Origin of the sequence: Amycolatopsis sp. NPDC051716, assembly GCF_040681595.1 — a bacterium.
Taxonomy (GTDB): domain Bacteria; phylum Actinomycetota; class Actinomycetes; order Mycobacteriales; family Pseudonocardiaceae; genus Amycolatopsis.
Window position 1 is genome coordinate 126826 of record NZ_JBFAZA010000020.1, and the last position, 14182, is coordinate 141007.

The following is a 14182-nucleotide window of genomic DNA, read 5'->3' on the forward strand; positions in this document are numbered from 1 at the left end:
CTTACATCCGTTCCGGTGCGGTGACGCCGAGCAGCGTGAGGCCGTTCGCCAGCACTTGGCGGGCCGCCTGGTACATCGCGAGCCGCGAGTACGTCAGCGGAGTCGCCTCTTCGTCGCCCATGGGCAGCACGCGGCTCGAGTTGTAGGACTTGTGGAAGGCGCCCGCGAGTTCTTCGAGGTAACGCGCGATCCGGTGCGGCTCGCGCATATCGGCGGCGCGGCGCACGGTTTCCGGGAACTCGCCGATGGTGCGGATCAGGTCGCCCTCGGCGGAGGAGGTCAGGAGCCCGAAGTCGACGTCCACATCGGACTTGAGGCCGAGGTCGCCGGCCGCCCGCTCGATCGAGCGGATCCGCGAGTGGGCGTACTGGACGTAGTAGACGGGGTTGTCGTTGGAGTGCTTGCGCAGCAGGTCCAGGTCGACGTCCAAAGTGGAGTCGACGGAGTAGCGGATCAGCTCGTAGCGGGCCGGGTCGACACCGACGGCCTCGACGAGGTCCTCCATGGTGATCACGGTGCCCGCGCGCTTGGACATCCGGACCGGCTTGCCGTCGCTGACCAGGTTGACCATCTGGCCGATCAGCACCTCGACCGTGCCCGGGTCGTCGCCGAAGGCCGCGGCGGCCGCCTTGAGCCGCGCGGTGTAGCCGTGGTGGTCCGCGCCGAGCATGTAGATGCACAGGTCGAAGCCGCGGTTGCGCTTGTCCTTGAAGTAGGCCAGGTCGCCGGCGATGTAGGCCGGGTTGCCGTCCTGCTTGATGACGACGCGGTCCTTGTCGTCGCCGTATTCCGACGACTTCAGCCACCAGGCGCCCTCGTCGAAGTACAGGTTCCCCGAGTCCTTCAGCTGCTGGACGGCGGCGTCGACCGCGCCGGACTCGTGCAGCGAGTTCTCGTGGAAGTAGACGTCGAAGTCGGTGCCGAAGTCGTGCAGGCTCTGCTTGATCTCGGAGAACATCAGGTTGATGCCGATCCGGCGGAACGTCTCGTGCCGCTCGGCCTCCGGCAGCGACAGCGCGCTCGGCTCGGCCTTGATGACCTCGGCGGCGATGTCGTTGATGTAGCCGCCCGCGTAGCCGTCCTCCGGCGCGGGCTCGCCCTTCGCGGCGGCGACCAGGGACCGGACGAACCGGTCGATCTGGGCGCCGGCGTCGTTGAAGTAGTACTCGCGGGTGACCTCGGCGCCCTGCGCGGCCAGCACCCGGCCCAGCGCGTCGCCGACCGCGGCCCAGCGGGTGCCGCCGAGGTGGATCGGGCCGGTCGGGTTCGCCGAGACGAACTCGAGGTTGATCCGCGTGCCGGTCAGCGCGTCGCCGCGCCCGTAGGCCGCGCCGGCGTCGAGCACCTGGCGCACGATGTCGCCCTGCGCGGCCGCGGCGAGCCGGAAGTTGAGGAAGCCGGGGCCGGCGACCTCGGCCGAGGCGACGCCGTCGTCCGCCGAGACCGCCTCGGCGAGGGCTTCGGCGAAGTCGCGCGGCTTGAGGCCGGCCTTCTTGGCCACCTGGAGGGCGAGGTTCGTCGCGTAATCGCCGTGGTCGGGGTTGCGCGGGCGTTCGATGGTCACCTGCTCCGGCAGCACGGCGTCGTCGATGCCGCGTGCGGCGAGCACCTGCACGGCGGAGCTGCGGACCAGGTCGGCGAGAGCGGCGGGAGTCACTTGCCGAATTCTAGGTGTGCCCAGGTCCGGCGCTTGCAGCGGTCTCGGCCACGTCACGGCTGGGGTGTATGTGAGGTGTTAACGGTAGTCAGACGCGTGGTCTCTACACTGGCCCGGGCGGGAATCCGTCCGCAGCCACCAGAGGGAGAACGCGGGAGCCATGGCGAACGGGACAACTCGGAAAAAGGGGTCGGCGGTGAAGGCGGCCCGTGGTTCCGTGGTGAGCAAGAAGGGCACCCCGTGGGGCACGATCATCGCCGTCGTCGCCATCGTGGCGCTGGCCGCCTCGGTGATCATCTACTACATGGTGCAGTCCGCCCCCAAGCGTGCGCAGGCCGACCGTGAGGCCGCCGCCGCGTCGTTCGCGCCGAGCGCGTCGGACCCGGACCCCTCGAAGCGCATTCCCGGCGTGGTGACCGCGACCTACACCGGCAGCGTGCACGTACTGCCGACCGAGCGCGTCGCCTACGACAAGACCCCGCCGTTCGGCGGCCCGCACGACCAGACGTGGGCCACCTGCACCGGCACCGTGTACCCGACCGCCGTCCGCACCGAGAACATGGTGCACGCGCTCGAACACGGCGCCGTCTGGATCGCCTACAACCCGCAGCAGGTCACGGGTGACGCGGTCAACACGCTGAGCGTCCGCGCCAAGGGCAAGCCGTACACGATGCTGTCGCCGTACCCGGGCCTGGACAAGCCGATCTCGCTGCAGTCGTGGGGCCACCAGCTCAAGCTGGACGACGTCAACGACCCGCGGATCGACGAGTTCATCGCGGCGCTGCGGAGCAACCCGAACGGCGTCTACCCCGAGGTCGGCGCGTCCTGCGACGCGGTGCCGGGCCAGTTCGACCCGGACAACCCGCCGCCGTTCGACGCCTCGAAGCCGGGCCCCGACGCGAAGCCGATGGACTACAAGGGCAGCACCGCCGCGCAGGGTGAGCAGGGCATGCCGCCGTCCGCGCCCGCGTCGGCCCCCGCGTCCGCTCCGGCTTCCGCTCCGACGACGAAGTGACCTCCGAAGCCGGCCTCGACACCGACGAGGTCACCGAGCAGCCGACCTGGTCGCGCTGGGTGATCATCGGCGGGACGCTCCTCGCGGTCCTGCTGATCGGCGCGACGGCGGGGATGTTCCTCACCCGCGCCGTCGACGACCCGCCGGCGGCCACGCCGGCCGCCGGCTCGGTCGAGGTCGGCTTCGCCCAGGACATGTCGACGCACCACCTCCAGGCGGTGACGATGGCGGGCATCGCCCGCGACCGCACGACCGACCCGGAGATCAAGCAGCTGTCGTTCGACATCGAGCGCACGCAGCTCGAGCAGGTCGGCCGCATGAAGGGCTGGCTCATGCTGTGGGACCGGCCCGAGCAGCCGATCGGCGCCCCGATGCAGTGGATGACCGAGCCGATGCAGGGCCACGGTGACATGCCGGGAATGTCGATGGCCCCGTCGTCGGTCAACCCGGGGGCCGGCCCGCTGATGCCCGGCATGGCGACGGACGAGGACCTGAAGAAGCTGCGCTCCCTGTCGGGCCGCGACTTCGACGTGTTCTTCCTGCAGCTGATGTTGCGCCACCACCAGGGCGGGACATCGATGGCCCAGTACGCGGCCGCGCATTCGACGCTGCCGGCGTTGAAGGCGCTGGTGAACAGCATTCTGACGTCGCAAGGCGCGGAAATGGACCAGATCAAGCTGATGCTCTCCGGCCGGGGCGCCCAGCCGCTGCCGGCTTAGCCGGCTTCGGCGGTTCCGACGGCCGGGCGCTTCGGCGTCACCAGGAGAGCTCCTGGCAGCGGCGGGCGCACTGCGGCGCTTCCACTTGCAGCGTCGCGTGCTCGATCGCGTACCGCGAAGACAGCAGGTTCTGCGCCTCGGTCAGCACGTCCGACTGCTTCGCCGGCGGCGCCAGCGTCAGGTGCGCCGAAGCCACCTCCATGCCGGAGGTCAGGGTCCAGACGTGCAGGTCGTGCACGTCGGCCACGCCCGGCAGGGCCGCCAGCTCCGCGTTGATCGCTCCGACGTCGACGCCCTGGGGCGCGTGCTGGAACAGGATGCGCAGCGCCCGGCGGGCCAGCGTCCACGTGCGGGGCAGCACGAACAGCCCGATCGCGACACCGATGATCGGGTCGGCGTAGCGCCAGCCCGTCAGCAGCGTCACCGCGCCGCTGATCAGGACGCCGACCGAGCCGATCAGGTCGGCCAGCACCTCGAGGTACGCGCCGCGGACGTTGAGGCTCTCCTTCGCCCCCGACCGCAGCACGGCGAACGACACCAGGTTGGCCACCAGGCCGGCCGCCGCGACCAGCAGCACCGGGAGACCCGGGACCGCCGGCGGTTCGCCGATGCGGCCGATGGCCTCGATGAGGACGTACCCCGCGACGCCGAACAGCAGCAGCGCGTTGGCCAGCGCGGCCAGCACCTCCGCGCGGTAGAGCCCGAAGGTGCGGCTGACCGTGGGCCCGCTGCGCCGGGCGAGGATGATCGCGGCCAGCGCCATGCCGACCCCGAGGACGTCGGTGAACATGTGGGCCGCGTCCGAGAGCAGGGCCAGCGAGCCGGTCGTCACGCTGACGACGAACTCGAGCACCATGAACCCGGCGCCGATCCCCAGGGCGATGGCCAGCCGTCGCACGTAGCGCCCCGACGCGCTCGCCGGCGCGATCGAGTGCCCGTGGCCGTGTCCCTGACCCATGCCGCCTCCGTTCCCGGTTCACCGTCGGGTCAAACATATAGTCGGATGCGCATATGTGCAACAGAGGACAGCCTAAGATCACTCACCGGCAAGCTACCGCGCGCGGTGCGAGCCATCCAATCCACCAGGCGGGGTTTCCCGCCAGGCGGACTCGTCACGCTTCGGCGTCGACGATGCGCCCGAGCAGGTCCCGCAGCCGGACGCGGTCCTCCGGCACGAGCGCGGCCAGCGGTTCGGCCGCGAACCCCAGCGACCGCCGGAAGTCGCGCGCCAGCCCGGCTCCCGCCGGGGTGGCCACGATGTTCTTGATCCGCCGGTCCCGTTCACCCGGACGGCGCTCCACCAGGCCGCGGGCCTCGAGCCGGTCGATGATCCCGGTCACGTTGGAGCGCTCGGACTTCAGCTTGTCGGCGATCCGGTGCATGGGCAGCGGTTCGTCGAGGGCGACGAGCACCTTCGCCTGCACCGTCGTCAGCCCTTGGGCCGCCGCCGCGGACTCGTACGACTCGACGAACCGGTCGACGATCCGCCCGAGCAGGGCGACGACGTCTTCGGTGATCGGGTCAGCGCTCATCAGCCGAGTGTATGCCGATAGTTGAGTGCATGAACCATCCATGCCTATAGTCATTTTAGTTCACTGCATTAACCATCATTCTCCTGAACAGATCGAGGTTCGTCAGATGAGCAACGACCGCGTCGCCCTGATCACCGGCACGTCCTCCGGGATCGGCCTGGCCACGGCGGTACTGACGGCCCGGCGGGGCTTCCGCACGGTCGCGACGCTGCGCGACACCGGCCGCGCCGGCCGCCTGCGCGAGGCCGCCGCCGACGCCGGCGTCGAACTGGACGTCCGCCCGCTCGACGTCACCGACGCCGAGTCCGTCGGTGCGGCGTTCGAAGGCGTCCTCGCCGACTACGGCCGGCTCGACGTCCTGGTCAACAACGCCGGCGCCGGCCACCTCGGCACGATCGAGCAGGAGCCCGTCTCGGCGGTCCGCGCGACGATGGAGGTCAACTTCTTCGGCGTCGCCGAGACGACGAAGGCCGCGATGCCGGCCCTGCGCGCCGCCGGCGGCCGCCTGATCACGGTGACCAGCGTCGGCGGCGTGGTCGGCCAGCCGTTCAACGAGGCCTACTGCGCGGCGAAGTTCGCCGTCGAAGGCATGATGGAGGCGCTGGCGCCGGTCGCCGCGGCGCAGGGTGTCACGGTCTGCGTGGTCGAGCCGGGGGCGGTCGCGACGGAGTTCGTCAACAACGTCGGCGTCGACGAACGGCTCTTCGCCGAGGCCGGGCCGTACGCCGAGTCCCTGCGGAAGTACATCGCCAACGTCACGAAGTCGTTCCAGGGCGCGCAGACCGCCGACGAGGTCGCCGAAGTGATCCTGGACGCGATGACGGCGGAGGCGCCCGCCTTCCGCATCCAGACGTCGAAGTGGGCCGGGGAGTTCGCGGCGCTCAAGTTCGCCGACCTGGACGGCGCGGCGGTGCAGCGGTTGACCGGTGGCTGGCTCGCCTAGCGCACCAGCCGGAAGAACCCGCGCACCTGCTCGACGAACAGCCGGGGCTGCTCCAGCGCGGCGAAGTGCCCGCCGACGGGCAGCTGCTCGAACCAGCGCAGGTCGGTGTAGCGCTGCTCGGCTTGCCGCCGCGACGGCCGCACGATCTCCTTCGGGAACACCGAAATCCCGGCCGGAACATCCACAGTGGACAAATCGCGGTCGTTGTTCGCCCAGTACATCCGCGCGGACGAGGCCGCCGTCGCGGTGAACCAGTAGACGGAGATCGCGTCCAGGATGCGCTGCCGGTCGACGGCGTCCTCCGGGCGGCCCTTGTGGTCGGTCCAGGCCCAGAACTTCTCGGCGATCCAGGCGGCCTGGCCGGCGGGCGAGTCGGTGAGGCCGTAGCCGAGCGTCTGCGGGCGGGTGCCCTGCTGGGCGGAGTAGCCGCTGCCGCTCCGCCGGAACTCCTCGAGATCGGCGAGGGCCTGCCGCTCTTCGGGCGTCGGATCGGCGGTGTCCATCCGCACGGGCGCGAAGTTGACGTGCACGCCGGCCACGTGACCGGACCGTGCCAGGGCGTTCGTGACGGCGGCGCCCCAATCGCCACCCTGGGCGCCGTAGCGCTCGTAGCCGAGCGACGTCATGAGCCGGTCCCACAGCTCGGCCACGCGCCCGGTCTTCAGCGCGGGCTTGTCACTCCACCCGAACCCGGGCAGCGACGGCGCGACGACGTGGAAAGCATCGGCGGGATCGCCCCCGTGCTTTTCGGGATCGATGAGCGGCCCGAGGACATCGAGGAACTCCAGCACGGACCCGGGCCAGCCATGGGTAAGAACGAGCGGCAGCGCCTCGGCCACGGGCGACCGGACGTGCAGGAAGTGCAGGCCGACCCCGTCGACAGTGGCCCGGAACTGCGGAAAGGCATTGACCCGCCGGGCGAACCCGAAGTCGTATTCCTCGCCCCAATCCCGGCACAGCTCACGCACATAGGCGAGCGGAACCCCCTGCGACCAGTCATCGACGGTCTCGGCCTCGGGCCACCGAGTCCGCCGCAGCCGCTCCCGCAGATCGGCGACATCGGCCTCATCAAGAGCAACCCGGAACGACTCGGCCATCTCGGCTCCTTCAGGTGGGCCACCCACGCTAGCGACGACCCGCCGAATCGATCAACCTCACCGGGGCTGACCAGCGGGATTGCCGGTCCGGCCACCTGCGGGAGGCGGGTCGCGGGGCATGCGCTAAGCTTTCGGAGTCGCCCAGCGATGGGCCCTCGTAGCTCAGGGGATAGAGCACTGCCCTCCGGAGGCAGGTGTCGCAGGTTCGAATCCTGCCGAGGGCACCCCTACGGGAGCGGGAAAAACCGCTCCTCACCAGCGCTTATGCGCTCGAAGCGGTTCTTCCCATCCTCCGGCTGGATACGGCCATTCACGGCCAAACACGGGTGTCTCTTCCCAATGCGTTCCCACGGGAACGAGCCGGACGCCGTCAATCAGCCTTCCGGGTCGTTCCGCGGCTTGTGACCGAGGATCTTCTCGATCCGGGCCCGGTTGGCCTCCTCTCCCCCGTCGAGGAACGCGGCGTAGACCTCGAACAGCACGCCGACAGAGTGGCCAGCCCACTCGGCCACGCTCGCCGGGTCAACGCCCGCCACCAGCTGGGTGCTCACCGCGGCGTGCCGCAGGTCGTACGGCCGGGCGGCCAGCGGAGTTTGCTGCTGCTCCTCCGTCAGCACCACCTTGCGCACCGCGCGCCACGCGCGGGTGTAGGTGATCATCGGGATCTCCCCGCCCTGCTCCGCTCGGAACAGGCGGCCGTCGGGCCCGTAGCCGTACCGCAGGATGTGCCGGTGCAGCAGCCGGGTCAGGTCCGGCGGAAACGACACGGTGCGCTCAGCGTCGTCATCCCGAGACTTCAGCGGCCGGTCGTCGCGGGGCTTCCCGCTGTCGGTCCACCGCCCGCCCGCGTGCGGCTCGGCCTTGTCGAGGCGGAACGTGCCCCAGCCGTAGACGTACCCGCCGTCATCGTCGCTCCACACCGGATCGGGCAAGGAAACGACGTTCCGCTTGTTCAGTGACACCGCCTCTTCCGGTCGCAGGCCGGCGTAGTACATCGCGGCGAAGAACGCCTCAAGCCGCGGTCCGCTGCGCGGCAGTGCGCCGATGCCAGCCAGCAGCGCCCGCGCCTGCGTCGGGTTCGGCACCGCCCGCCTGTCGACCTTCCTCTTGCCCTTCGGCATCGCCGTCCACTTGACCGACGTCAGCGGATTCGCGTCGATCAACTTCTTTTCGACCGCGTAGTCGAGCGCGTTGAACAGGACTCCTCGGGTCTTCCGCGCGACGCTCGGAGCGAACTTCTTCCCGTCCAGCCGCCTGGTGACCGCGCGCTGGAGCGCGCGCAGAACGTCCGGGTCGACGGCCGCCCGAACGGGCATCGTGTTGCCGGAGCCGGGCATGGACGCCTCGATCATCCCGAACGGGGACAGCGGGTTGGTGAACGGCCGGATCAGCGGCGTCACCAGCAACGCCAGGTAGTTCGCCCGGTCGGCCGGCGACCGCCACGGGAAATCGTGCAGGAACCGTTCCAGCAGGAATTCCCGGGCGGCGTCGACCTGCGCCGCGCTCGGCCGGTCCGGGATCGGGTCGAGGTGGCCGTTGGCGGTCAGGTAGAAACCGGTCGCCGGGTCGTAGCCAGGTCTTTCGCAGCAGCGTCCCATCCGGGCGCAGCACCGGGGTGGAGATGATCCGGCGCAGCACCGGCAGGCCGGGCCAGGAACGGCCGGTCAGCACCGCACTCAACACGCTGGCCGGCGGGGAGACTTCCACGTCGTAGGTGTCTCCTTTCTCGTTCACCTTGCTCTGGATCACGTCGGTGTGGGTGGCCAGCAGGTTGGCCAGCAGCGCGGGTCTCAACACCGACGCGGCCACCGGCAGCGCCACGTCGTCGTCCCCGGCGGTTGGATCAGCCGCACCGGACACCTGTTCGACGACCACGGGGGCGCCATCGGAGACGTAGGTGTCGGGGATGATGCGGCCGTCCACCGCGGCGGTCAGGACCCGGATGGTTTCCGGCGCGGCCCCGGTCCGCAGCCGTGGTCGGCCACCAGGCCCGACCGACCACGGTCGTTGCGAATTCGTGCTGGCCATGGCGTTCCCTCCGTCGTGCGGGTAGTGCATGCCGCGCTTACGCGGCGGGTTCCAGCGGCTCGCCGGAGAAGATTCCGAGTAGGGCCATGGCGATGACCTCGGCATGATCCAGTCGTTCAGCGCGCTGACAAAAATCCGGCCCAGCGTCCGAGTCCTCAGCAAGGCGCAACCGTGGGCGATCCGTGTTGCCCGGCGGCCACAGTGGCCAGCCGTTCTTAGTTGCACTGGCCATGGCGTCCCTTCCGTGGGGTTGGTGCTGCGTTTGAGGTAGCCCACGCACGATGTGGCAGGCTCCGGCAGCGGCGAGGATCGGGGCTAGTAAGATTGGAACCCAGCGAGGTGTTGATCAATGAAGTCTGGAGGGATAGATGCAGACCCGTAGAACCCCTCCTGTTTCCGATTCTTTCTCGAGAGTTGTAGTGGGCGGCGTCGTACTTACGTCGCTAATTAGTGGCATAGGTTATAACACAAAGACCCTGATTGCCTTTGGCGCAGTGGCTCTAGTGGCACTTCTGACCTACCTGGCTGTCACTTCAAGGCGTACGCAATCTTTTCTATTGCGGCGAATGAACGACTACGTCCACAGCACCAGAAGGCAAAGCAGTGGAAGTAGTCGACCAATGCGGATTCAACCGCGAAAGCGGAGTCGTCGTGAATGAACTGCAGCCGTTCGACAAAGAGCCCGTGCCGGGGTTCTGGAAGCGAGCACTAAACTCTCCGAGTAACGTCGCCGCAGCGGGACTCGGAGCTGGCGCCGCCTTTTTTTCCGATGCTTCCTGGAATTTATTTCCGTTTGCCGACCCGCTCGTAACGGCTGCCCCGGGGGCGGCAGCCGCGCTCGGCCTGTACGGCTGCGCCAGCTTGGCCTCTAAGCGAATTCGATCGCAGTGGCAAATGGTGCGAGCCTTAAAATTCGCAAACAAGCTTGAAGACGAGAAGCGTCCCAAGTTGGCGCGCGAAGTTCGGAAAACAGTATTAGCCTACAGGGCGGGGCAAATACCGCTGACAGATGCAATTGATCGAATTGACAAGATAGTTGACAAGTATCTAAATTCTTAGTAATTGTGGCCTAAGTACGTTCATGGAGCCCACTTAGGCGGGTGCGGTGACCGGAGTGTTCCCTCGTTGCCTATGCGCGGATCTCATACCGCCTACGCGGCGGGTTCCAACTGTTCGCCGGTGATCACCTCGATCACGGCCGAGCCGTCAGGCCGCGGTCGGGCGTATACGCAGCGTGCGGCGCGCAGCTACAAGCTTCACAGGATGGGGCGAGTTAAGCTGACCGCTCAGCAGGTGAGCGCACGCGGCCGTCCTGCTGGTCGGCTTGGTCGGACATGGGCACACGATGGTCGACGACCAGGCACCTGGCCAGCGGTTGCCGCCGGAGCCAACAGCGGGCGCACGCCTGCGTGCACCGCCGAGGAGCGTGGTGATAGCTGCTGCCGCCATTGGCCAGCGCCCACCGGTACTTGCGGTCCAGGCACCACACGCGATCTCGCTCGAGCGGACTGGCAGGTCATCGGGCCCGCTCATGTCGGGTACCGTGCCTGGGCGCAAGTGTTCGCTCACGCGTTTGATGCTAGTAGCATCGTCGCAGCTCAGTGTGCATCCTGGCGAGATGGGCGAGGGAACCATCATCGACAAGTAGGAAGCGACTGGCCGCCGACAATACACGGAGACGAGGCAGAGCCTAGACCCCTCCGCGGCGTCCGCTCGGGAGTGGGGGTTGACAATATCGCAGGTCACGCCGAATACGAAATAAACAAGCTTGTTCGTGTATACCGTTTCAGACAGCCAGTCGAGTGGAACATCGATCAAATCGTTGACATCAGCACCTTTTATGTGAAAAATAGCGGGCTCACCCGATGAACTAGGAGTGCCGCAGTGACCGTTCTTGAGAGTGTCGTCGCAGGTTTGATCACCAAGGCGACTACGGATCTCGGCGCACGGCTCGCTGGTGGCGCCGTGAAGATCAAGGGTAAGCACGCCCAGATTGATCTAGACCTAGCATCGTTGATGGCAAGTGCTGAGATAACAGAGTCTCTGGACCCTACTGATGTGACAAGGGCGCTGTCGTTGACTGTCGAGCCGAGCCTAGTTGCAACGGCTCTCAAGTCTGTCGAAGTCGCGTCGTTGGTACACGAGTTGCTGGCGTTAAATCTTCTAAAAGATCCACAGTATCAAATTAATACTATCCGCGAGAGCTTCACTCGACTGCTTCGAATTAGGCTGCAATCGCAGGAGCAGCGTGATGTTGATCGGATCGCAAACGCACTTTTTCAATATCTGGATGAACGTTGCAAGGAGGTAACTAGTCACGTTTACGCAGGCAAGCAGGATGTGATTGACAGAATTCGAACAAATTCGAGCTATTCACTTATCAGGAACACGCTTGAGGCGATTGAACGACATGCGGAAGCTCTGGCAAATCAAGGACTCCTCCATGGGGACGAGATCGAGAAGTTTGCGGCCAGTTACCGTGTGCAAGTCGTTGCCAAGCACGGCCACATTGTACTGCCAGACTTCGAGAAGAAGCGAAGGTTTCCGATTGAAGACCTTTATGTGGACGCGCGCCTCGTTCTCGCCGATAAAGGTCAAGTCCTGGAAAGTACGTTAACTGAGGTGCAAGACGAGATCGATCGCACTGTAATTCTGGGAGATCCAGGCGGTGGAAAGTCCACTGCGGCAACAGTTCTCACATGTCGACTTGCTCAGACAGCAAGCGAGATGATTCCTTTCTTAATCGTTCTACGCGACTTTCCTGTGCGCGACGCTAACGATAAGTCAGTTTTGCAATTTATCGAAGATAAGGTAAATTATATCTATCAAGTCAGGCCTGCGGATGGCGTTATAGAGATGTTGCTCCTCGCTGGCAGGGCGATGGTTATTTTCGACGGCCTTGATGAACTTATTGATACATCTAAGCGTCGAGAAGTTACAGACATAGTAGAGATGTTCTGCTCTCGCTATCCTCTGACTAAGGTCTTGGTGACTTCTCGGGAAGTCGGTTATGAGCAAGCACCGGTCGACGAACACACCTTTCGCGTAATGCGAATCACGCGGTTCGCGGATGAGCAAGTACGCGAATACGTCGAGAATTGGTTCCGACGAGCCGCGCCGGACGAGCAAACCTCAGCTGCAGATCTCGCCAAATCTTTCATGCAAGAAAGTAAAGTGGTGGCTGACTTGCGCGGCAACCCGTTGCTACTTTCCTTGATGTGCATCATGTATCGAGGAGAAAAGTATATTCCTCGGAATCGACCGGAGTTGTATGAGAAGTGCGCAACGATGCTGTTTGATAAGTGGGACAGCCATCGAAATATCTACGTAGATGTCGAAGTGGCACATCTGGTAGACGCGGCTTTGAAGCATCTCGCCTGGTGGATATTCACAAAGGAAAGCTCACAAGAAGGCGTCCCTGAAGGGGCACTTATTGACGAAACCGCCAGATATTTGCGTGAGTCCTCGTATGAGCAAGATGAGCGCGCAAGACGTGCCGCGATGCAATTCATTAAATTTTGCAGGGGACGAGCCTGGGTATTTTCGGATGCAGGCTCCACAGCCGACGGGGAGCCACTCTATAAGTTTACGCACAGAACATTCCTTGAGTATTTTGCAGCCTTCGAATTGTCACGCCGTTCAGCGTCGCCGGAGCGACTTGCGCGACAAATACTGCCTCATATCGCAAAAGGCGAGTGGGATGTTGTTTCACAGCTCGCTGTTCAGATCGAGAACAAGAATCGAAGCCATGGCGCGAATCGCATCTTTGATACCATCATCAACGAAAAGGTTAAGCGCGCAGCCGAAGGGCAATTCAACATACTGAGCTTCCTTTGTCGGTGTCTAGAATTTCATGCTCCGCCGCCGACAATGGTGCGAGAAATTGTCCATCGTGCAGTGGAAATGACTTTTGATCCCAAAGCCTCCGATATGTCTGACTCTATCGAGCATGTTAGTCGCCCGGCTCCTATCCATCACCTATTTAATAGCTCTTCGACTTATTCGATTGACGTAATTGAAGATCAGCTCACGATCGAATTGAACTCTAAGCTAACAAGCTCGGATTCGAGCGTTCGAGAGAGAGCATGGTTCATGCTGTTTGGATTGCCGACTAGCAGAAGAGGAGGTTCTCGCTCTGATTTCTGGATCGAAAATAATCGCGCGCGATGGCTAAAGTGGCGCGGGGATCTGGTGTCCGCAAACAGGGACACTCTTGAATCGGATGCGATCCTAAACGCTGATGTCAGAGCCGGGGCTATTTATGAAGAATTTTACGACATTTTTGGCTCGATCGGCCCAGACGCTTCGACCGATACGCCACTCCGTAGATTTCTGGCTCTTTTTGTAGACTCTCCCAATGATTTCTATACTTTTGTTCGAATTCCGGCAGCCTTGTGGGTTACCAGGTTCCCGACGCGCCCCGGGAATCCCGGTGAAGAACTTATCGACGCTCGTCGCAGGAAGTTTCTGGGACAAATTTCTCCATGGCTTCAGAAGCTCCCGCCACCTCCATGGGTCGATCAGAAAGTTTTGTATACGGCGAGATCTTTGATTTCTAATATTAGAACTCCCGCAGAACCACGAACCTTTGAGGATGACACTTTTGTTGCCGCGGCACTGTTGTTGTTGCCGTACGTTGAGGCGTTTTACGCCAGGCGATTTGAGAATGGAGAACAGACTGCAGCAACGGGCAGAAAAGGACGTCAATCTGAGGTAAGGTTAAACTTCCTGCATGATGAGCGCCTGAAGGCATTAGCGCATAGTCGGCTGGGTCGTCAGTCAGACTTGAGCTTCTTAAGTGATTTAGACAAGTGGGCATCTGACTTGCTGGGTCGCTGGGCGGCAGGTCAAACTGACTTTGTTCGACCCGCTACGCTGCCGACACGTGAAGCCACTCGGCGGCGGAACGGCGGAAGCTAGCGTGCGTAGCGGTGTAGGTTCGCGATCGCCGCGTCCCTGCCGGCGCTTCTCAGTTTGATGGACAACCTGGCCAGCAACACTGTGCCACTACCGGCCAGCTTGTGGGCCTTGGCTGCCTGATGGCCGGACAACGGTGGACGGCCGCCACGATCTGTGCAACGTCTTGTGGTGTCTCCGGGTGTCATGCGTCGATCTCGCCCGCGTCGACTGCTCGACTGCCCAGGGAGACACTCCCAATACGTTCCCAAAATGACACGGGCCACTTAGGGGC

10 protein-coding genes and 1 tRNA gene are annotated in these 14182 nt (G+C 64.5%); 6 read left to right on the forward strand and 5 right to left on the reverse strand.

Annotated features, from left to right (window positions below):
* Position 1 precedes the first annotated feature (1 nt).
* On the reverse strand, positions 2 to 1657 hold the full coding sequence (gene argS, locus AB0M30_RS27045; RefSeq protein ID WP_364588827.1) for an arginine--tRNA ligase: 1656 nt from the start codon (positions 1655 to 1657) through the stop codon (positions 2 to 4).
* Positions 1658 to 1853: 196 nt separating this feature from the next.
* Here argS and AB0M30_RS27050 point away from each other — a divergent pair, with 196 nt between their 5' ends.
* Both AB0M30_RS27050 and AB0M30_RS27055 read left to right on the forward strand, forming a co-directional pair.
* The gene (locus AB0M30_RS27050) at positions 1854 to 2672 is read left to right on the forward strand and encodes a DUF3105 domain-containing protein (protein ID WP_364588830.1); all 819 of its coding nucleotides are present in this window, start codon (positions 1854 to 1856) and stop codon (positions 2670 to 2672) included.
* Positions 2669 to 3391, forward strand: a complete 723-nt coding sequence (locus tag AB0M30_RS27055; RefSeq protein ID WP_364588833.1) for a DUF305 domain-containing protein — start codon at positions 2669 to 2671, stop codon at positions 3389 to 3391. The genes AB0M30_RS27050 and AB0M30_RS27055 overlap by 4 nt, the downstream gene beginning before the upstream one ends.
* A gap of 37 nt (positions 3392 to 3428) precedes the next feature.
* Here AB0M30_RS27055 and AB0M30_RS27060 read toward each other — a convergent pair whose 3' ends face one another.
* Both AB0M30_RS27060 and AB0M30_RS27065 read right to left on the reverse strand, forming a co-directional pair.
* A complete protein-coding gene (locus tag AB0M30_RS27060) occupies positions 3429 to 4349 on the reverse strand; it encodes a cation diffusion facilitator family transporter (protein WP_364588835.1) in 921 nt (306 codons plus the stop codon).
* A 154-nt stretch (positions 4350 to 4503) separates the two neighbouring features.
* Positions 4504 to 4923: a MarR family transcriptional regulator gene (locus AB0M30_RS27065; protein ID WP_364588838.1), complete on the reverse strand. Its 420-nt coding sequence runs from the start codon at positions 4921 to 4923 to the stop codon at positions 4504 to 4506.
* Positions 4924 to 5029: 106 nt separating this feature from the next.
* Between AB0M30_RS27065 and AB0M30_RS27070 the strand changes: the two genes are divergently transcribed.
* On the forward strand, positions 5030 to 5866 hold the full coding sequence (locus AB0M30_RS27070) for an SDR family oxidoreductase (protein ID WP_364588841.1): 837 nt from the start codon (positions 5030 to 5032) through the stop codon (positions 5864 to 5866).
* Here AB0M30_RS27070 and AB0M30_RS27075 read toward each other — a convergent pair.
* Positions 5863 to 6963: an epoxide hydrolase family protein gene (locus tag AB0M30_RS27075; protein ID WP_364588844.1), complete on the reverse strand. Its 1101-nt coding sequence runs from the start codon at positions 6961 to 6963 to the stop codon at positions 5863 to 5865. The genes AB0M30_RS27070 and AB0M30_RS27075 overlap by 4 nt on opposite strands.
* Before the next feature lie 151 nt (positions 6964 to 7114).
* Here AB0M30_RS27075 and AB0M30_RS27080 point away from each other — a divergent pair.
* Positions 7115 to 7187, forward strand: a tRNA-Arg gene (locus AB0M30_RS27080).
* A gap of 150 nt (positions 7188 to 7337) precedes the next feature.
* Here AB0M30_RS27080 and AB0M30_RS27085 read toward each other — a convergent pair.
* Positions 7338 to 8561, reverse strand: coding sequence for a hypothetical protein (locus AB0M30_RS27085; RefSeq protein WP_364588847.1), 1224 nt, complete (start codon positions 8559 to 8561; stop codon positions 7338 to 7340).
* Between the two features lie 1081 nt (positions 8562 to 9642).
* Here AB0M30_RS27085 and AB0M30_RS27090 point away from each other — a divergent pair.
* Together AB0M30_RS27090 and AB0M30_RS27095 are read left to right on the forward strand one after the other, a co-directional pair.
* Positions 9643 to 10050 carry a hypothetical protein gene (locus AB0M30_RS27090; RefSeq protein WP_364588850.1) on the forward strand — a complete coding sequence of 136 codons (408 nt, stop codon included), beginning with the start codon at positions 9643 to 9645 and terminating at the stop codon, positions 10048 to 10050.
* 825 nt (positions 10051 to 10875) lie between these two features.
* A complete protein-coding gene (locus AB0M30_RS27095; protein ID WP_364588853.1) occupies positions 10876 to 13911 on the forward strand; it encodes an NACHT domain-containing protein in 3036 nt (1011 codons plus the stop codon).
* Positions 13912 to 14182 lie beyond the last annotated feature (271 nt).